At 71.9% G+C, this 17432-nt stretch carries 17 protein-coding genes; 8 read left to right on the top strand and 9 right to left on the bottom strand.

From position 1 onward, the window contains the following. From JYK04_RS32350 to JYK04_RS32330, 5 genes are all read left to right on the top strand, one after another. Window positions 1–1350: a sulfate adenylyltransferase subunit 1 gene (locus tag JYK04_RS32350; protein ID WP_189745787.1), complete on the top strand. Its 1350-nt coding sequence runs from the start codon at window positions 1–3 to the stop codon at window positions 1348–1350. A gap of 223 nt (window positions 1351–1573) precedes the next feature. Then, window positions 1574–2698, top strand: coding sequence for an ABC transporter substrate-binding protein (locus JYK04_RS32345; protein WP_202185925.1), 1125 nt, complete (start codon window positions 1574–1576; stop codon window positions 2696–2698). Between the two features lie 34 nt (window positions 2699–2732). Further along, entirely contained in the window at window positions 2733–3527 is a 795-nt protein-coding gene (locus tag JYK04_RS32340) for an ABC transporter ATP-binding protein (protein WP_189739530.1), read from the top strand. Next, a complete protein-coding gene (locus JYK04_RS32335; RefSeq protein ID WP_189739526.1) occupies window positions 3514–4410 on the top strand; it encodes an ABC transporter permease in 897 nt (298 codons plus the stop codon). The genes JYK04_RS32340 and JYK04_RS32335 overlap by 14 nt, the downstream gene beginning before the upstream one ends. Window positions 4411–4415: 5 nt before the next feature. After that, entirely contained in the window at window positions 4416–5171 is a 756-nt protein-coding gene (locus JYK04_RS32330) for a sirohydrochlorin chelatase (protein ID WP_189739523.1), read from the top strand. A 21-nt stretch (window positions 5172–5192) separates the two neighbouring features. Here the strand turns inward: JYK04_RS32330 and JYK04_RS32325 are convergent, their stop codons facing one another. The 3 genes from JYK04_RS32325 to JYK04_RS32315 are packed head-to-tail and all read right to left on the bottom strand — an operon-like array spanning window position 5193 to window position 9710. Continuing rightward, window positions 5193–6164 carry an antibiotic biosynthesis monooxygenase gene (locus JYK04_RS32325; protein WP_189739520.1) on the bottom strand — a complete coding sequence of 324 codons (972 nt, stop codon included), beginning with the start codon at window positions 6162–6164 and terminating at the stop codon, window positions 5193–5195. A gap of 4 nt (window positions 6165–6168) precedes the next feature. Further along, on the bottom strand, window positions 6169–8886 hold the full coding sequence (locus JYK04_RS32320; protein WP_189739517.1) for a molybdopterin-dependent oxidoreductase: 2718 nt from the start codon (window positions 8884–8886) through the stop codon (window positions 6169–6171). Continuing rightward, a complete protein-coding gene (locus tag JYK04_RS32315) occupies window positions 8883–9710 on the bottom strand; it encodes an FAD binding domain-containing protein (RefSeq protein ID WP_189739514.1) in 828 nt (275 codons plus the stop codon). Before JYK04_RS32315 ends, JYK04_RS32320 begins: the two co-directional genes overlap by 4 nt. A 496-nt stretch (window positions 9711–10206) precedes the next feature. Here JYK04_RS32315 and JYK04_RS32310 point away from each other — a divergent pair, with 496 nt between their 5' ends. Further along, entirely contained in the window at window positions 10207–10842 is a 636-nt protein-coding gene (locus tag JYK04_RS32310) for a VOC family protein (RefSeq protein WP_189739508.1), read from the top strand. A gap of 238 nt (window positions 10843–11080) precedes the next feature. Here JYK04_RS32310 and JYK04_RS32305 read toward each other — a convergent pair whose 3' ends face one another. The 6 genes from JYK04_RS32305 to JYK04_RS32280 form a co-directional block, all read right to left on the bottom strand. Further along, entirely contained in the window at window positions 11081–12082 is a 1002-nt protein-coding gene (locus tag JYK04_RS32305) for a ketopantoate reductase family protein (RefSeq protein ID WP_189739505.1), read from the bottom strand. Between the two features lie 243 nt (window positions 12083–12325). After that, window positions 12326–12889, bottom strand: a complete 564-nt coding sequence (locus JYK04_RS32300; protein WP_189739502.1) for a DUF1697 domain-containing protein — start codon at window positions 12887–12889, stop codon at window positions 12326–12328. 62 nt (window positions 12890–12951) lie between these two features. Further along, window positions 12952–13788, bottom strand: coding sequence for an undecaprenyl-diphosphate phosphatase (locus JYK04_RS32295; RefSeq protein ID WP_189739499.1), 837 nt, complete (start codon window positions 13786–13788; stop codon window positions 12952–12954). Continuing rightward, complete coding sequence (locus JYK04_RS32290) at window positions 13785–14504, bottom strand: phosphatase PAP2 family protein (RefSeq protein ID WP_189739496.1); 720 nt, start codon at window positions 14502–14504, stop codon at window positions 13785–13787. The genes JYK04_RS32295 and JYK04_RS32290 overlap by 4 nt, the downstream gene beginning before the upstream one ends. A gap of 77 nt (window positions 14505–14581) precedes the next feature. Next, window positions 14582–15151 carry a TetR family transcriptional regulator gene (locus tag JYK04_RS32285; RefSeq protein ID WP_189739493.1) on the bottom strand — a complete coding sequence of 190 codons (570 nt, stop codon included), beginning with the start codon at window positions 15149–15151 and terminating at the stop codon, window positions 14582–14584. A 127-nt stretch (window positions 15152–15278) separates the two neighbouring features. Beyond that, window positions 15279–15929 carry a DedA family protein gene (locus JYK04_RS32280; RefSeq protein ID WP_229875595.1) on the bottom strand — a complete coding sequence of 217 codons (651 nt, stop codon included), beginning with the start codon at window positions 15927–15929 and terminating at the stop codon, window positions 15279–15281. 129 nt (window positions 15930–16058) lie between these two features. Between JYK04_RS32280 and JYK04_RS32275 the strand changes: the two genes are divergently transcribed. Next, on the top strand, window positions 16059–16442 hold the full coding sequence (locus JYK04_RS32275; RefSeq protein ID WP_189739487.1) for a BlaI/MecI/CopY family transcriptional regulator: 384 nt from the start codon (window positions 16059–16061) through the stop codon (window positions 16440–16442). Continuing rightward, a complete protein-coding gene (locus JYK04_RS32270; protein WP_189739484.1) occupies window positions 16439–17377 on the top strand; it encodes a M56 family metallopeptidase in 939 nt (312 codons plus the stop codon). Before JYK04_RS32275 ends, JYK04_RS32270 begins: the two co-directional genes overlap by 4 nt. Window positions 17378–17432: the final 55 nt, after the last annotated feature.

Genomic DNA, 17432 nt, shown 5'->3' with positions numbered 1-17432 from the left:
ATGACCAGCACCACCGATCAGGTCGCCAATTTGGCCGACTTCGCAGCGACCACCCTGCTGCGCTTCGCGACCGCCGGTTCCGTCGACGACGGCAAGTCGACCCTGGTGGGCCGCCTGCTGCACGACTCCAAGTCGGTCCTGACCGACCAGATGGAGGCCGTCGAGGCCGTCTCCGCCCAGCGCGGCCAGGACGCCCCCGACCTCGCGCTGCTGACCGACGGCCTGCGGGCCGAGCGGGAGCAGGGCATCACCATCGACGTCGCGTACCGCTACTTCGCCACCGCGCGCCGCCGGTTCATCCTCGCGGACACCCCCGGGCACGTGCAGTACACCCGGAACATGGTCACCGGCGCCTCCACCGCCGACTTGGCCGTGGTCCTCGTCGACGCCCGCAACGGGGTCATCGAGCAGACCCGCCGGCACGCGGCCGTGGCCGCGCTGCTGCGCGTCCCGCACGTGGTCCTGGCCGTCAACAAGATGGACCTGGTGGGCTACCAGGAGTCGGTCTTCGCGGCCATCGCCGAGGAGTTCACCGCGTACGCCTCCGACCTGGGCGTCCCGGAGATCACCGCGATCCCGATCTCGGCCCTGGCCGGTGACAACGTCGTGGACGCGTCCGCCAACATGGACTGGTACGGCGGACCGACCGTGCTGGAGCACCTGGAGACCGTCCCGGTCAGCCACGACCTCACGGCCTGCCCGGCGCGGTTCCCGGTGCAGTACGTGATCCGTCCGCAGTCCGCCGAGCACCCCGACTACCGCGGCTACGCGGGCCAGATCGCCTCCGGCGTGCTGCGCGTCGGCGAGGCCGTGACCGTCCTGCCCTCCGGCCGGACCTCGGTCATCGAGGGCATCGACGCGCTCGGCGAGAGCGTGGACATCGCCTGGGCCCCGCAGTCGGTGACGCTGCGGCTGAAGGACGACATCGACATCTCGCGCGGCGACCTGATCGCGCCGTCCGCGAACGCGCCGGCCACCACGCAGGACGTCGAGGCGACGGTCTGCCACGTGGCCGACCAGCCGCTGGCCGTCGGCGCCCGGGTGCTGATCAAGCACACGACGCGCACGGTCAAGGCGATCGTCAAGGAGATCCCCTCGCGGCTGACCCTGGACGACCTGTCCCAGCACCCGAACCCCGGGCAGCTGGTGGCCAACGACATCGGCCGTGTCGTGGTCCGTACCGCCGAGCCGCTCGCGCTCGACGCGTACGCCGATTCGCGCCGCACCGGGTCCTTCCTGCTGATCGACCCGGCCGACGGCACGACGCTGGCGGCCGGCATGGCGGGCGAGTCCTTCGCCTCCAAGGCCGAGACGACCGTTCAGGCCGACGAGGAAGGCTGGGACTTCTAGCCATGCTCCCCGATGTCTTCTCCAGCTTCGCGAAGGAGGGCGGCCGCGTAGGCAGCGGCGCTCTCGGCAGCGGCCAGGGAGGGGTGGCGCGATGTGCGCGATGACCGAATTGCCGCCGGCATCACGCCTCCGCGCCCATACCCCCCACCGGCCGTATCCGCCCTTGCTCCACAGACGAAGACGCGCGTCATGAGATGACGCCGTCACGAGAGGAAGTCCTCCCGTGCCTGCCACCGCCAGCACCCGCACCGCCCTCCGCCGCGGCATCGTCGCCGCCGCCGCCCTGCCGCTCCTGATCGGTGCGCTCGCTTCCTGCGGCTACGGCTCCGAGGCGAAGAAGGACGAGCCGAAGGCCGCCGACGCGGCGGATGCGGGCAAGAAGCTCTCCGCCTCCGAGGTCCGGATCGGGTACTTCCCGAACCTGACGCACGCCACCGCGCTGGTCGGCCTCCAGGAAGGCCTGATCGAGAAGGAACTGAACGGCACCAAGATCAAGCCGCAGTCCTTCAACGCCGGCCCGTCCGAGATCGAAGCCCTCAACGGCGGCTCTCTCGACATCGGCTTCATCGGCCCCTCGCCGTCCATCAACGGCTACGTCAAGTCCAAGGGCTCCAACCTGCGGATCATCTCCGGATCCGCCTCCGGCGGCGTCAAGCTCGTCGTCAACCCGGACAAGATCAAAACCCTCGACGACCTCAAGGGCAAGAAGATCGCCACCCCCCAGAAGGGGAACACCCAGGACGTCGCCTTCCTCAACTGGATCTCCGAGAAGGGCTGGAAGGTCGACCCCGAGTCCGGCAAGGGCGACGTCTCCGTCGTCCGCACCGACAACAAGGTCACCCCCGACGCCTTCAAGCAGGGCTCCATCGACGGCGCCTGGGTCCCCGAGCCCACCGCCTCCAAGCTCGTCTCCGACGGCGGCTCCGTCCTCCTCGACGAGACCAGCCTGTGGCCCGACAAGAAGTTCGTGATCACGAACATCATCGTGTCGCAGAAGTTCCTCAAGGAGCACCCCGACGTCGTCGAGGCCGTCCTGCGCGGCACCGTCAAGACCAACGAGTGGATCCACGCCAACCAGGACAAGGCCAAGGCCTCCGCCAACGCCCGCCTCGAGGCCGAAGGCGGCAAGCCCCTCGACGCCAAGGTCATCGACCCCGCCTGGCCCGGCATCGCCATCACCGACGACCCGCTGGCCGCCACCCTCAAGACCCAGTCCGAATGGGCGGTCAAGGCCAAGCTCATCGAGGAACCCGACCTCACCGGCATCTACGACCTCACGCTCCTCAACAAGGTGCTCAAGGCCGCAGGCAAGCCCGAGGTCTCCGACGCCGGCCTCGGCGCCAAGTAACCCCGCAATCCAGCAATCCCAGGAGGTGACGACCATGGCCACCACGCTTGCCAAGGCTGCCGAGGGCTCCGTCGCGGAGCGCACGCACGCCGCCCGCATCGAGCACGTCTCGAAGTCCTTCTCCGGCCCGGCCGGATCGCAGCTCGTCCTGGACGACATCAGCCTCGATGTCGCTCCCGGCGAGTTCGTCACCATCCTGGGTGCCTCGGGGTGTGGAAAGTCCACGCTGCTGAACCTGGTCGCGGGTCTGGACAAGCCGTCCGCGGGTTCCATCGAGACCCCCGGCGGCCGTCCGGCGCTGATGTTCCAGGAGCACGCCCTCTTCCCGTGGCTGACCGCGGGCAAGAACATCGAACTCGCCCTGCGCCTGCGCGGGGTGGCCAAGGCCGAGCGCCGCCCGGAGGCGGAGCGGCTGCTGGAGCTGGTCCGCCTCGGCGGCTCGTACGGCAAGCGCGTGCACGAGCTGTCCGGCGGTATGCGCCAGCGCGTGGCCCTGGCCCGGGCGCTCGCCCAGGACAGCCGGCTGCTGCTGATGGACGAGCCGTTCGCCGCGCTCGACGCGATCACCCGGGACGTGCTGCACGGCGAGCTCACCCGCATCTGGGCCGAGACGGGGCTGTCCGTCCTCTTCGTCACCCACAACGTGCGCGAGGCCGTCCGCCTCGCCCAGCGCGTGGTCCTGCTCTCCTCCCGGCCGGGCCGGGTCGCGAAGGAATGGACCGTGGACATCCCGCAGCCGCGCCGCATCGAGGACGCGGACGTAGCGGAACTGTCCCTGGAGATCACTGAACACCTGCGTGGGGAGATCCGCCGCCATGGCCAGCACTGACATCACTTCGAAGGCCACGGGCAAGACCGACGACCTGGCCGGCCTGGAGGCGGGCCTCGACGCCCTCGACGCGGTCCAGACCCACCGCACCCCGGTCCGGGAGATCCTCGTCAAGAAGGTCTTCCCGCCGGTCCTGGCCGTGAGCCTGGTGCTCCTGGTCTGGCAGGTCCTCGTCGCGACGCACGTCACCGAGGAGACCAAGCTCCCCGCGCTGTCCGCGGTGTGGAACAGCCTGTCCGACATGTGGCTCAAGGGCACGCTGCTGGAGGTCATCTGGACCAGCGTCTCCCGCGGTCTGCTCGGCTTCCTGCTGGCCCTGGCCATCGGTACGCCGCTCGGCCTGCTCGTCGCCCGGGTGAAGTTCGTCCGCGCCGCGATCGGCCCGATCCTGCAGGGCCTGCAGTCGCTGCCGTCGGTGGCCTGGGTGCCGCCGGCCGTCCTGTGGTTCGGCCTGAACGACGCGATGATGTTCACGGTGATCCTGCTGGGCGCCGTCCCGTCCATCGCCAACGGCCTCGTCTCCGGCATCGACCAGATCCCGCCGCTGTACCTGCGGGCCGGCCGCACCCTGGGCGCCACCGGTCTGGCCGGGGCCCGGCACATCGTCATGCCGGCCGCGCTGCCCGGCTACCTGGCCGGTCTGAAGCAGGGCTGGGCCTTCTCCTGGCGCTCCCTGATGGCCGCCGAGATCATCGCCTCCTCGCCCGACCTGGGCCTGGGCCTGGGCCAGTTGCTGGAGAACGGCCGCAACAACATCGACCTGCCGGGCGTGTTCCTCGCGATCATCCTGATCCTGGTGGTCGGCATCGCCATCGACCTGCTGATCTTCAGCCCGGTCGAGCGGTGGGTGCTGCGCAGCCGCGGCCTGCTGGCGAAGAGCTGATCGCCATGTCCCCGGCACTCCTGGTCATCGCCCACGGCAGCCGCGATCCGCGGCACGCGGCGACCGTGCACGCCCTGACCGGGCGCGTGCGGGCGCTGCGGCCCGGGCTGCGCGTGGAGACGGCCTTCCTGGACTTCAACACCCCGTCGGTGGGGCAGGCCCTGTCCTCGCTCTACCTGTCCGGCGTACGGGAGGTCGTGGCGCTCCCGCTGCTGCTGACCCGCGCCTTCCACGCGAAATCCGACATCCCGGCGGCGCTCGCCGAGTCGACCTCGCGCCTGCCGGGGCTGTCGGTGCGGGTGGCGGACGTCCTCGGGCCGTCCCCGCTCCTGCTGACCGCCCTGGATCGCCGGCTCACCGAAGCCGGCCTCACCCCGGCGGACCGCGCCACCACCGCAGTGGTGCTCGCGGCCGCCGGCTCCACGGACCCGGAGGCGATCGCAGTGATCGCTGAAACCGCGCGGGAGTGGCGGCGCACCGGTTGGTGTGCCGTGCGGCCTGCGTTCGCCTCCGCCGCACTGCCCCGTACGGAGGACGCCGTACGGGCCCTGCGCGCCGAGGGCTTCGAGCGGGTGGCGGTGGCCCCGTACGTCATCGCCCCCGGCCGCCTCCCGGACCGCATCGCGGCGGGCGCCGGCGCCGCGGGCGCGGACGTCGTCGCGGACGTCCTGGGCGCGGCCCCGGAACTGGCCCGGCTGCTGCTGCGCCGCTTCGACGCGGCCGCGACGGCGCCGGCCCGGCTGCCCGCGCTGACCGCGTAGCACACGCCGGCTCGGGCCGGGTCAGGGCAGGCTCCAGATCTGGGTGGTCACCAGGTAGAAGACCACGACCCAGAAGGCGAGCAGGACGGCGACGATCCCGATGCCGATGAGGTTGGCCCTGGCCGGCGGTTCGTCCGGCGACGGGCGCAGCCACCGCCCCAGGAGCGGGTTCACGTAGTAGGGCATCGTGAGGAAGCTCATGACGAGGCTCGACAGCAGGTTCCCCACGAGCAGGCCCAGCCAGAGCGGCATCTTCAGCGGTGACGTGGCGAGCGCCAGGAGGACGACGGTCGGGTACAGGCCGACCCAGACGGCGATGGCGGTCTTGGTGACCGAGGGCGGGGGCGCTTCCCTGCCGTTCTCCTCGAAGGCGAACCAGCTGCCGAAGGAGTTGTCGATCGTGCGCAGTTTGAAATCGAACTGCTTTCCCTCGGCGAGGACCTTCCGCCGCCTGTCCGAGGTCAGCCAGGCGTCGAGGTGCTCAGCGTTGTCGAACCGGTACAGCGTGGTCCATTCCTCCTGGACCCCTTCGATGGGCGGGAAGAACTCGCTTCCGCGGAAGCCTTCGAACCTGCTCTCCTCCTCCGTCATCCGGCGCTGCCATGCGAGGAAGTCCTCGACGTGCTCGGGGTGGACGCGGTGGGTGATCACCACGGTCACCAGCGGATCCTGTGCGGGTGCGTGGCCGCTGACGACCTGCTGGGTTCCGGGGCCGTCGAGGTACTCGTCGCCGACTTCGAGGAGTCCCTGCCGGGTCGAGCTGTTGATCCACGCCTGCAGGTGGGGTATCGAGTCGTACCGGTAGACCACGACCCATTCGGGTTGCAGGGGTGTCGGCGGGGCGACCTCGACGCCGAGGTACCCGTCGTACGCGGCGGCGGCGGCGTTGACGTCCTGCTGCCACGCCTCGTACTCCCGCTCCCGTCCTGGCAGGACCTTCTGGGCGATGATCGCCGTGGCCTCGGCGTCTTGCTGGTGCTTCTCGGTGTCCATGTGCTCAGGCCTTCGCGTGCGACCGCTTCTCGCCGAGCCGGTCGTAGATCCGTTCCGGTGTCAGCGGCAGCGACCGGTAGCGGATTCCCGTGGCGTCCTGGAGTGCATTCGCCAGTGCGGGGGCCACCGGGTTGATGCTGCATTCCGCCATGCCCTTCGCCCGCATCGGCCCGACGGAGTCCGCCGAGCCCACCAGGAGCACTTCGGTGCGCGGGACGTCGGCGTAGGCGGGGATGCGGTAGTTGCGGAGGTTCGGGTTGAGCACGGCGCCGTTCGCGTCGAGCCGGTGGTTCTCGGTCAGTACGAAGCCGATTCCCTGGGCGACGGCGCCCTCCACCTGTCCCCGTACCTGCGCGGGGTTGATGACGACGCCGGCATCGGCCGCCTGGACGCTGTGGAGGACGCGGATCTCACCGGTCACCCGGTGGACCGCGATCCGGAATCCGTGTGCGTTGGAGGTGGTGCTCCGGGGCGATCCGTAGGCCTTGCGGGCGGCGGTGAAGCGGATGCCGCGCGCGCGTGCCAGCGCGACGAGTTCGGCCAGCGACACCCGGTGGTCCCCGCAGACGACGCCGTCGTCGTCCATGGAGCACATCACGGGGTGGATGCCCGTGTGGGCGGCGGCGAATTCGAGGATGCGATCGCGCACGGCGTTGCTCGCCCGCAGGACCGCGTTGCCCGCCACGAAGAGTCCGGCGCTCGCGAAGGCTCCGGTGTCGAATCCCGTGCGGTCGGTGTCGGACTGCACGAGGCGGATCCTCGACGGTGTGGTGCCCAGCTGGTTCGCGGCGATCTGGACGTGGGCGGTCGAGGTGCCCTCGCCGAATTCGACCGTGCCGACGGCGAGCTCGTAGACGAGGTCGTCGCCGAGCGTCACCCAGGCCTCCGAGATGTGTTCGGTCGGGGGCGCGGTCTCGTGCAGGGAGGCCGCGGCGCCCGCCCCGATGAGCCAGTCCGGGCCGAGGTGCGGGTCCCCGGCCGTCCGGGCCAGGGCCCGGTCCACCAGGTCGATGCACTGCGCGAGGCCGTCCTCGCCGAACATCACGTCGTCGGGGCCGTCGTGCAGCGCGACGAGCGGGTCGCCCGGCCGCACGATGTTGCGGCGGCGCAGTTCGAGCGGGTCCATGTGGAGGGCGAGGGCCAGTTCGTGCATCGCCGATTCCACGGCGAAGGCCGGCTGGGTCATCCCGTATCCGCGCAGGGCGCCGCTCGGAACGGTGTTGGTGTAGACGGAGTAGGCGTCGTACTTCTTGTTGGGGCAGCGGTAGATCATGACGGCCGCGCCGCCCGCGAACAGGGTCTCGCCGCCGTGGTTCCCGTAGGCGCCCGTGTTCGACACGTTGCGGACCTGGAAGGCGGTGAGCGTGCCGTCCGCCTTGGCGCCCAGCTTGACCGTCAGCGTCATCGGATGCCGCGGAGAGGCCGTGGTGAACTCCTCCTCGCGGGTGTACTCGAAGCACACGGGCCGCCCGGTGTCCAGCGCGGCGAGCGCGGCCAGGTCCTCCGAGATGACTTCCTGTTTGCCGCCGAAACCGCCGCCCACGCGCTTGCAGAACACGCGGAGCTGGTCCGGGCGCAGGGCGAACAGGTGGGCGAGTTTGACCTTGGCGATGGAGGGCGACTGCGAGCTGGTGCGGACGTTCAGGCGGCCGTCCTCCATCCAGGCGATCGAGCCGTGGGTCTCCAGGTGCGCGTGCTGCACGCGCGGGGACGAGTAGGTGCCTTCGTGGACCACGTCGGCCTCGGCGAAGCCCGCGTCCACGTCTCCGATGTGCGAATGGATCTCGAGCAGGACGTTGTGGACGGGGTCGCGGACGAAGGGGTCGTCCGCCCCGTGGATCTGCGGGGCGCCCTCGGCCATGGCCTCCTCGGGGTCGAACACCGCGGGCAGCGGCTCGTACTCGACGACGACGTTCCGGCAGCCCTCTTCCGCGGCGCCCGGCGTGTCGGCGACGACGGCGACGACGCGCTGGCCGGCGAAGCGGACCGTCCGGTCGAGGATCAGGGTGTCGTCCGGGTCGACCAGGTGGTCGGTGTGGATCGCCGTGGTGAAGCGTCTGCGCGGCACGTCCTCCCAGGTGTAGACGCGATGTACGCCGGGAACCGCGAGGGCGGCGCTCTTGTCGATCGACAGGATCCGGGCGTGGGCGTGCGGCGAGTGCAGCACCTTGAGGTGCAGCATGCCCTCCATCCGGGTGTCCATCGTGAACTCGGCGCGGCCCGTCACCACGTCGTTGGCGGCAGGGGCTCCGACGCTCGTTCCGACGGCCTTTCCCGGCCTGGCGCTCTCCACGCCGACGACGCCCCGCACGGCGTCCTCGATCCCCCGGTAGCCGGTGCAGCGGCAGAGGTTGCCCTTCAAGGCCCTTGGCAGATCGGCCTTCTGGGACTCGGTGAAGGTCGCCGAGGTCATGATCATTCCGGCGGTGCAGAAGCCGCACTGGAATCCCGGGGCGTCGCGGAACTGCCGCTGCATCGGATGCAGGCTGCCGGGCGAGCCCAGCCCCTCGATGGTGGTCACCTCACGGCCGTCGGCGCGGAAGGCGGGGGTGATGCAGCTGTGCACGGGGCTGCCGTCCAGCCACACCGTGCAGGCCCCGCAGTCTCCCGCGTCACAGCCCTTCTTGACACCGTAGTGGCCGAGCGAGCGGAGGAAGGTGCGCAGGCACTGTCCGGGCGCCGGCTCCTCGCCGAAGCTCCTGCCGTTCACGCGGTACGTCATGTCGGGCTCCCGGACGCGAGTTCACGGCGGATCTCCTCGGCGAAGTGCTTCGTCAGATGGCGGCGGTGGCCGGGAGTGCCGTTGGGGTCGTCGAACCAGACGTCGGTGGGGATGACGTCGATGCTCTGCTGCAGGGTCGGGGCGTCGGGCATGGTGTCGAAGACCATGCGCACGGGTCTGGTGGTGCCGGCGGTGACGGTGAGCAGCAGGTCGTTGTTTCCGGGCGTGCGCGTACCGACGAGGAACACCGTCGAGCGGCCGAGGCGGGTCAGGGTGAACCGGCGGTGCGTGGCGCGTTTGCGCAGGGCGTGCACCGGGATCTCGATGCGCCGCAGGATCTCCCCGGGGGTGAGGACGTTCTCGTGGTTGCCGGTCACGAAGTCGAGGGCGTCGACGGTGCGCGTCGTCCCGTCGGGGGCCCACAGTTCGTAGCGCGCCTCCAGTGCGACCGTCAGCGTGATCATGGGGCCGGCCGGCAGCGACATGCAGATGTTTCCGCCCACGGTCGCCGCGTTCCAGACCTTGAACGAGGACAGGAACGCCTCGCAGGCCGTCCCGAACAGGGGGCCGGCGGTCCAGTCGGCCGGGGGCCGGAAGGCGTACAGCTCGCGGATGGTGCAGGTGGCACCGATTTCGAGGCCCTTGTCGGTCACGACGAGGGGGTCCCACCGCAGGGTGGTCAGGTCGACCAGGCGGCGCAGATCCGGCTGTTCCACCGAGAACAGCCACGTCCCGCCCGCGAGCCAGGCATCGCCCTCGCGCCAGTTCGCGCCCGGCCGGTCGGGGGGACGCCGGACGATTTCGGTGATCGTGTTGAGGTCCACGGGAATCGTTCTCCCTCACGACGGCAGGCGTGTGACGGACCGTCCACCGGCCTCCGGTGCGCGTGGGCGGCGTCACGACCTCGGGCGACCGCACCGCCGCACCGCATGCGCGTCGAAGCCCGGTCGGCCACGAGGCGCCGCCGGTTCGACCCCGGGTCGAATCCGCTTCGACTCCTACCGCTGCGGTCGGTCACTTCGACGAGGACCGGCGGACGTAGAGACTCCCCTTCAGCGTATCCCCGACCGGCCCCGCACCGCCAAGCGCGGCTGCCGGGCGCCGCTGCCGGGCGCGGCAGCAGCGCACGCCCCGCAGCGGCTGATCGAGCGGGTCGTGGGCCTCGGCGAGGCGGCAGCGCTGCTGCCCGGCTTCGACCGGGGCCTCCCCCGCCGGGATGACGGTGATCGATCCGCTCCACGGCTGAATCCACGGCGGACGCGGCCGGGGCGGCGTGCGTGGCGTAGGGATTTGTGCGGGTTGTCGGGTGATGATGGCGCGGTGCGACTTGATCACGTGTCCTATGCGGTGGCCCGCGACAGCTTCGTCTCCACCGTCCAGTGGATCGGATCGGCGCTGGGCGCCGGGTTCGTCGACGGGGGCGTGCACCCGCGATTCGGCACCCGCAATTTCATTCTCCCGCTGAACGGCGGCACCTACGTCGAGGTGGTCACCACGCTCGACCACCCCGCCGCCGACCGCGCACCCTTCGGCCAGGCGGTCGCGCGCCGCGCCGCCGAGGGCGGCGGCTGGCTCGGTTGGGTGGTCTCCGTCGACGACATCGCCCCGGTCGAGGCCCGCCTCGGCCGCACCTCGGCCGAGGGCCACCGTGTCCGCCCCGACGGGTTCGACCTGAGGTGGAAGCAGATCGGCCTGCTGGAACTGCTGGAGGACCCGGAACTGCCCTACTTCCTGCAGTGGCTGGTCCCCATGGAGGAGCGCCCGAGCGCCGATCCGCGCACCTCCACCACCATCCACGGGGTCTCCATCGCCGGCGACGCCGCCTCCATCGCCGAATTCCTCGGCGAACCGGCCGACCACCCCCTCGACCAGATCGACGTCACCTGGGTCGAGGATGAGGAGCCGGGCCTGATCTCGGTCGAGTTCGCCACCGCCCGCGGCCCGGTCACGATCTGACCAGGGCCCGACTGCCCCGCGGGAGCAGCGGAACACCATCGAACCCTGCACCGACGCCGGCCAAGGAGACGGCCTAGGCCGTCTCTTCCGGATCTTGTCGGCCGAGCCCGCGGCGTCCGGTGCCGTACATGGCAAGGCGGAGGAGCGCACCGTGTACTGGACGTACTCGGGCGCCCCGACAACGCGGCCAGGTGCGGTGCCGGGCGTCGCGGGCCCGGCAAGATCCGGAAGAGACGGCCTAGCCCCGGGCCGCGGCCTCGTCCGCGAGGGCCGTCAGGTCCGCGGCGGACATCGCGCCGGGCGGCAGGCCCTCCCGGGCGAAGATGTTCGCCGCGTGCCGCAGGACGTCGTTGACCGGGGTCGGCACCCCGTGCAGCCGGCCCAGCAGGGAGATCTCCCCGTTGAGGTAGTCCGCCTCCACCGAGCCCGTGCCCCGCGCGAGGCTCTGCCAGGACGAGCCGCCCCGCACCCCTGCCGGCTGGTTCACCTTGCCCTCGCGGGCCGTCGCCTGCTCGGCGTCCGAGGCGTAGGCGATGCCCGCCGCGCCGAAGGCGGCCTTGCCTTCGCGGACGGCCCGCAGGAGCAGCGCGGCCTTCGCCGGGTCCGGCTCCGGTCCGGTCGTCGCCTGGATCGCGTTGCCCAGGTTCCCGAGCAGCTTCGCGTACTTCCACCGCATCACGTCCGCGACCGGCGGCGCCTCGAAGCCGGCCTTGCCGAGGTCCGCCGAGACGGCCCGGGACAGGGCGTCCGTGCCGCCCGCCGCCCGGCCCACGTGCAGGACGCCGATCAGCGGCGCGCACAGCGCCGAGACCACCCCCGGCTCCAGGAAGGTGGCGGGCAGCCATACGCACACCCCGTACACGCGCGCGAAGCGCCGTAGCGCCAGCCGCTCGCTCTCCACGCCGTTCTGCGCGCACAGCACCGGGAGCCGCTGTGCGGCCGTACCGCCGCCCGCGACCTCCGCGTCGCCCCACGCGTCGAGCGCGGCGATGGCGTCCTGGGTCTTCACGGACAGCAACAGCACGTCGTCGGGGCGCAGTTCACCGAGTTCGTCCGGTCCGGTGACGACGGGCAGCCGGTGCACCCGGGTCCCGTCGGCCGTCGTGAGCCGCAGCCCTTCGGCCCGCAGGGCCTGCGCGTGCGCGCCCCGGGCGACGAGGACGACCTCGCCGCCCGCCTCCGCGAGCCGTCCGCCGATGGTGGCGCCGACCGCGCCCGCGCCGATGATGATGTAACGCATGCCACGAGCCTGGCACATCCGGCCCGCCGGGTCGCCCTCGGGGCACGGCGAACTGCCGGGCCTGCGGGGGAACGCGCCCTGCGCGTGGTGGCTCTGCCGGCCGATGGGCCCCGTCCGGACGGTGTCCGGCAGGTCCTCGGTGGGTTGCCGGTACGCCGAGCCCCGCCGCGCGGTCAGGGCACCTGTTCGGGGAGCACGAGCTGACGCTCCGCGGTGAAGCCGTCCGACCGTTCGGATCCGGGGTCAGGCCGCGGTCAGTTCCACGAGCTTGGCGACGGTGTTCCAGTTGCGGGTGGTCACGTCGAGGCCCTTCACGACGGCGGGCTTGGCGAGGGCCTCGGCGAGCTTGGAGCGGCCCAGGCCCTCGGGGACGTAGAGGTAGAGGACGCGGTCGCCGATCCGGTACTCCTCGGGGAGGTGCGCCGCCCCGTCGATCGCGGCGAAGCGCTCCGGGCCGGGCTGTTCCGAGCAGAAGGTGACGTGCAGCTGCTTGCCCTCCAGCTCCGCGGCCGGGAACGGACAGGCCTCGGCGACGGCACGCAGGTACGCCCCGTCCAGCACCAGGCACGCCACCCGGAAGCCGAAGTGGGCCTCGATGGCCGCCTCCAGCTCCCGGGCGAGGGCCGCCGGGTCCTGCCGCGCGCTGCTGAAGACGGCGTTGCCGCTCTGCAGGTACGTCGCCACGTCGCCGTGTCCGAGCCCCTCCAGCAGCGCGCGCAGCTCCGCCATCGGGACCTTCTTGTTCCCGCCGACATTGATTCCGCGCAGCAGGGCCGCGTACTTCTTCGTCGTCGCCTTCTTCGTCATGGGCGCACCCTAGAGGGTGTCGCAGCGGGATGAGGGCGGAGAAGGGCCGGCCGGGACCGGGGTCAGGCGTGCAGGACGCCGGTGCCCAGCAGGCCGAACAGGAGTACGCCGATGACGATCCGGTAGGCGACGAAGGCGTTGAAGGAGTGCTTGGCGACGTACTTCAGGAGCCAGGCGATCGAGGCGTAGGCGACGGCGAAGGACACGGCGGTGCCGATGACCAGGGGGAGGGCGTCGACGCCGGCGCCGACGGCGTCCTTGAGCTCGTAGAGGCCCGCGCCGGTCAGGGCGGGGATGCCGAGGAAGAAGGACAGGCGGGTGGCTGCGACCCGCTCCAAGTCGAGGATGAGGCCGGTGGACATGGTGGCGCCGGAGCGGGAGAAGCCGGGGAAGAGCAGGGCGAGGATCTGGGAGGAGCCGACCAGCATGGCGTCCTTGAGGTCGGTGTCGTCCTCGCCGCGCTTGTGGCGTCCCATCCGGTCGGCCGCCCACATCAGGCCGCTGCCGACGATCAGCGATCCGGCCACCACCCAGAGGGAGGCGAGCGGTCCTTCGATCAGCGGCTTCGCCGCGAGTCCGACGACCACGATGGGGATGGTGGCGTAGACGACCCACCAGGCGAACTTGTAGTCGTGGTGGTAGCGCTCCTCGGGGTCGGCCAGTCCGCGGCCCCAGGCGGAGACGATGCGCACGATGTCCTTGAAGAAGTAGACGAGGACCGCGGCGATCGCGCCGACCTGGATGACGGCGGTGAACGCGACGACGGACTTGTCGTCGACGGGGATGCCCATCAGCCCTTCGGTGATCTTGAGGTGGCCGGTGGAGGAGACCGGCAGGAACTCCGTCACCCCTTCCACGATGCCGAGGACCACGGCCTGTCCCACACTGATCGCGCTCACGTGCCTTCACCTTCGTTCGCTGGGACGGCGCCGGCCTTCCGGCGCCGCAGGAGAATCAGGACCGTCCCGAGCAGCCCGGCCCACAGGGCGGTCAGCAGCCAACCCGCCAGGACATCGGTGGGCCAGTGCATGCCGAGGTAGACGCGGCTGACGCCCACGGCCGCCGCCCACAGGGCCGGTATCACCAGGAGCGGCCGCCGCGCCCGGCCCCGTACCGCGCGGTGCACCCCGGCGGTGAGGAGGACTGCCACGGCCGCGGAGGTCGTGGTGTGTCCCGAGGGCATGGCGTATCCGTCGGCCGACCACGCCCACTCGCCGGCCGGCGGCCGGGGCCGGGCGAGCCACGACGCCAGGGCCATGCGCGGCAGTTGTACCGACACCAGTGCCAGGGCTCCCGCCAGCGCCCCGCGCAGGCGGTGGGTCCTGACGGACATGGCCCCGGCGAGCATCGCCAGGAGGTAGGCGGGCACTCCGCTTCCCGTCACGGTGACCGCCACGGCCGATGCGACCGCCCAGCGCGGGCGGTGCTCCAGCACCCAGCGGTGCAGGGCCTCGTCCACCCCGAGCGGTGCGCCGTGCGCCGACCAGACCGACGCGACGAGCGCGACCAGCGCGACCAGCGCCGCCGGCAGCATCGAGCGGACGAGCACCGGTAGGGCGGGCAGCCACCGCGGCTTGCCGGCGGCGCCGGGTGCGGCCGCGGGGATGGAGGTCATCGGGCGTCCTGTCTGGACAGACCGCCAGTGCGGCACGGTCGGGAGGGAGTGGGGCACGGGAGAGGCACTGCCTTTGATCAGGGAGGGGTGAGCGCGCCCCACAGGAGCAGCGACACCAACTCCTCGGTCGGCACCGGCTCCCCAGGGCCGGACGGAGCGTCCGACAGGACCATCGACTGGAACACCCGGGCGAGGTGTTCCGGGGGCATTCGGAGCAGTTCGCGCTCCGGTTCGAAGAGAGCCGTCAGTGCTTGTCGGAGCGACGCGAGCTCTTCCTCGTGCCGGGCGTGCCCACCGGAGTTCTCCGTGGGCTCGGCCAGCCGAGGTCGGCGTGGGGGCATGGCATCGGCGAGCAGGAGCAGGCGGGTTGCGTAGCTGCGCAGATGGACGGCGGCCGAGGCCAGTCGGGTTTCGAGTGGCCGGGTCAGGTCGATCGCGTTGATGGCCGCCACGGCTTCGTCCGCCCTGAGGGCCGCGGCCGCGCAGGCTTCGAGCAGGGCGGCTTTGTCGGGGAACGCGGTGAAGACCGCCGCTGCCGGGAGCCCTGCGGCCCTGGCGACCATCGAGGTGGTGACAGCGGAGCCGTGCCGCACGACCAGGGGCAGCGCTGCGGTGACGATCACCGCGAGACCGGGGTGCTCGGTCATCTCCCGTCCGCAGGGGTCAGGGGCCGGGGTGGGTCGGCCGGCGGGTGGAGGGGGCGGGTTCGGGCAGCCGCCGCCGTCGGCAGGGGCTGCGGCGCCTTCGCGGCGGGCCCGTCCGGGGCGACCGGGCTCACCGCGCGCTTCCGTCCGGGGTGCGGGGGCCCCGCCGGCGAATCATTTCGACGGCCACCGGAGTGAGGGAGACGAGGACGACGAGGACCACGACGGGCAGGAGGTAGCGGTCGACGTCGGGTACGGAGGAGCCGAGGGCGTATCCGGCGAGGACGAGGCCCACGGTCCAGAGGAGTCCGCCCACGACCTGCCAGACGGTGAAGACGCGGGCGGGCACGCCCAGGGCGCCGGCCAAGGGGTTGAGGACGGTGCGCACCACCGGGACGAAGCGGGCCAGTACGACGGCCTTGCCGTGCCCGTAGCGGTGGAGGAGTTCCTCCGCGCGCTCGGCTCCCTCGTGGAGCTTGCGACTGCGGCTGCGGGCGAGCAGGGCGCGGCCGCCACGTCGGCCGATCAGGTAGCCCACCTGCGCTCCCAGGAGCGCGCCGACGGCGGCGAAGGCCAGTACCTGGGGCAGGGAGAGGTGGACGGGGCGGTGCCCGCCCGGCACGCAGAGCAGGCCCGCGGTGAACAGGAGGGAGTCGCCCGGCAGGAAGAAGCCGACCAGGAGACCGGTCTCGGCGAAGAGCACGACGGCGATGCCGAGCGCGCCGAACGCCGACAGGAGGGATCCGGCGTCGAGCAGGTTCACGGCCTGTGGCACTGCCATGTGGGCGGATAGGGCCATGGTGGACGGCTCCCCTGAGGTGAGTGGGCCGGGGCGGTGACGGCATTATTGACTACAGTCACGTAGACGGTCTACGTCACTGTAGACGATCGTTGTACTGAGGAGATTCCCATGGGGGATGCGCGTGCGGAACGGCGGCCCGCCGGTGAGCTGGGGGCGAGCGTCCTTGCGGCACTGTGGGCGGCCGGCGCCCCGCTGACGCCGGGGCAGGTCCAGGAGGCGCTCGGTTCCTCCCACGCCCGTACGACGGTGACGACGATCCTGACCCGGCTGTACGAGAAGGGCGTGGTCACCCGCACCCGGTCCGGCCGCGGGTTCGCCTACCTGCCGACCGAGGACGCGTCGGGGCTGACCGCGCGCCGCATGCACGCGGAACTGGCCGGGACCGAGGACCGCGGGACGGTGCTGAGCCGCTTCGTCTCCCAGCTCAGCGACGAGGACGAGGCGCTGCTGCGCGCTCTGCTGGAGGGCGACGGCGCCGAGGGGGGCGCGTGACCTGGCTGTTGTCGTTGCCGCTCCTGCTGCCCTTCCTCGCCGGCCCGTTGTGCCGCGTGCTGGTCACGAGCCTCCCGTCGAGGCAGGCGGTCCGGCTGCTGGTCGGTTCGGCCGCCGGGCTCGCCGCGGGCAGCATCGCGGCCCTCGCCCTGCTGGTCGTCCCCGGCGCCACGCACCTGCCGCCGGTGGCCGCACTGGGCCATCTGCTCACACCACTGGCGTCCGGGTCGCCGGGCACGGCCGCCGTGATCACCGTCGCGGCCACCTCGCTCCTCGCCGCCCGTGGCGCCCTGCTGCTCCACGGCGCGTACCGCTGGTGGAAGCAGTTGCGGCGGGCACGGCTGCTGGCCGCGGGCAGCCGGAGCGAGCTCGTGGTCCTGGAGGAGGAGCACCCCGACGCCTACGCGCTGCCGGGCCGCCCCGGCCGTATCGTGATCACCTCGGGCATGCTGCGGGCGCTGTCCGCGGCGGAATGCGAGGTCCTGCTCGCCCATGAGCGGGCCCACCTGAGAGGCCGTCACCACCTTCTGGCGGCGATCGTCGAACTGGCCGCCCACTGCCATCCGGGGCTGCGCGCCGTGCGCGAGCCCCTCCGCTACGCGCTGGAGCGCAGCGCCGACGAATCCGCCGCGCAGGCGGTGGGCGACCGCCGCCTCACGGCCCGGGCCATCGGCCGGGCCGCTCTGGCCGTCCACGCGTCCCCTGACCGGAACCGGCCCGGCTTCGCCCTGGCCGCCACGACGGGCCCGGTGCCCCTGCGGGTCGCGGCCCTGCTCGGGCAGCCCGCACGGGCGCGCGTCTGCGGCGCCCCGCGCCGCCTGGCGGTGGTGGCGCTGCTGACCTGCCTGGCCGTGTCGGCCGGAGCGTCCCTCCGGGCCGCCGACAGCCTGCACGCCCGGATCGAAATCGCGCAGGGCGAGACCGGCGAGGAGTGAACCGGCCCGTACGGGGGGGGCGATCCGCGCCCCCGTACAGTTGGTAAGGCAAACC

This window comes from Streptomyces nojiriensis (assembly GCF_017639205.1).
In the GTDB taxonomy this organism is placed as follows: domain Bacteria; phylum Actinomycetota; class Actinomycetes; order Streptomycetales; family Streptomycetaceae; genus Streptomyces; species Streptomyces nojiriensis.
Note: the sequence above shows the minus strand (reverse complement) of the source record. Positions and strands in the feature narration are given on the sequence as shown.

Bases quoted from the DNA above. Each gene is read 5' to 3' on its own strand.
- JYK04_RS32280 (WP_229875595.1), bottom strand. From the start codon at position 15,929: ATGGCAGTGCCACAGGCCGTGAACCTGCTCGACGCCGGATCCCTCCTG.
- JYK04_RS32350 (WP_189745787.1), top strand. From the start codon at position 1: ATGACCAGCACCACCGATCAGGTCGCCAATTTGGCCGACTTCGCAGCG.
- JYK04_RS32290 (WP_189739496.1), bottom strand. From the start codon at position 14,504: ATGACCTCCATCCCCGCGGCCGCACCCGGCGCCGCCGGCAAGCCGCGG.
- JYK04_RS32335 (WP_189739526.1), top strand. From the start codon at position 3,514: ATGGCCAGCACTGACATCACTTCGAAGGCCACGGGCAAGACCGACGAC.
- JYK04_RS32325 (WP_189739520.1), bottom strand. From the start codon at position 6,164: ATGGACACCGAGAAGCACCAGCAAGACGCCGAGGCCACGGCGATCATC.
- JYK04_RS32305 (WP_189739505.1), bottom strand. From the start codon at position 12,082: ATGCGTTACATCATCATCGGCGCGGGCGCGGTCGGCGCCACCATCGGC.
- JYK04_RS32275 (WP_189739487.1), top strand. From the start codon at position 16,059: ATGGGGGATGCGCGTGCGGAACGGCGGCCCGCCGGTGAGCTGGGGGCG.
- JYK04_RS32330 (WP_189739523.1), top strand. From the start codon at position 4,416: ATGTCCCCGGCACTCCTGGTCATCGCCCACGGCAGCCGCGATCCGCGG.
- JYK04_RS32340 (WP_189739530.1), top strand. From the start codon at position 2,733: ATGGCCACCACGCTTGCCAAGGCTGCCGAGGGCTCCGTCGCGGAGCGC.
- JYK04_RS32320 (WP_189739517.1), bottom strand. From the start codon at position 8,886: ATGACGTACCGCGTGAACGGCAGGAGCTTCGGCGAGGAGCCGGCGCCC.
- JYK04_RS32300 (WP_189739502.1), bottom strand. From the start codon at position 12,889: ATGACGAAGAAGGCGACGACGAAGAAGTACGCGGCCCTGCTGCGCGGA.
- JYK04_RS32285 (WP_189739493.1), bottom strand. From the start codon at position 15,151: ATGACCGAGCACCCCGGTCTCGCGGTGATCGTCACCGCAGCGCTGCCC.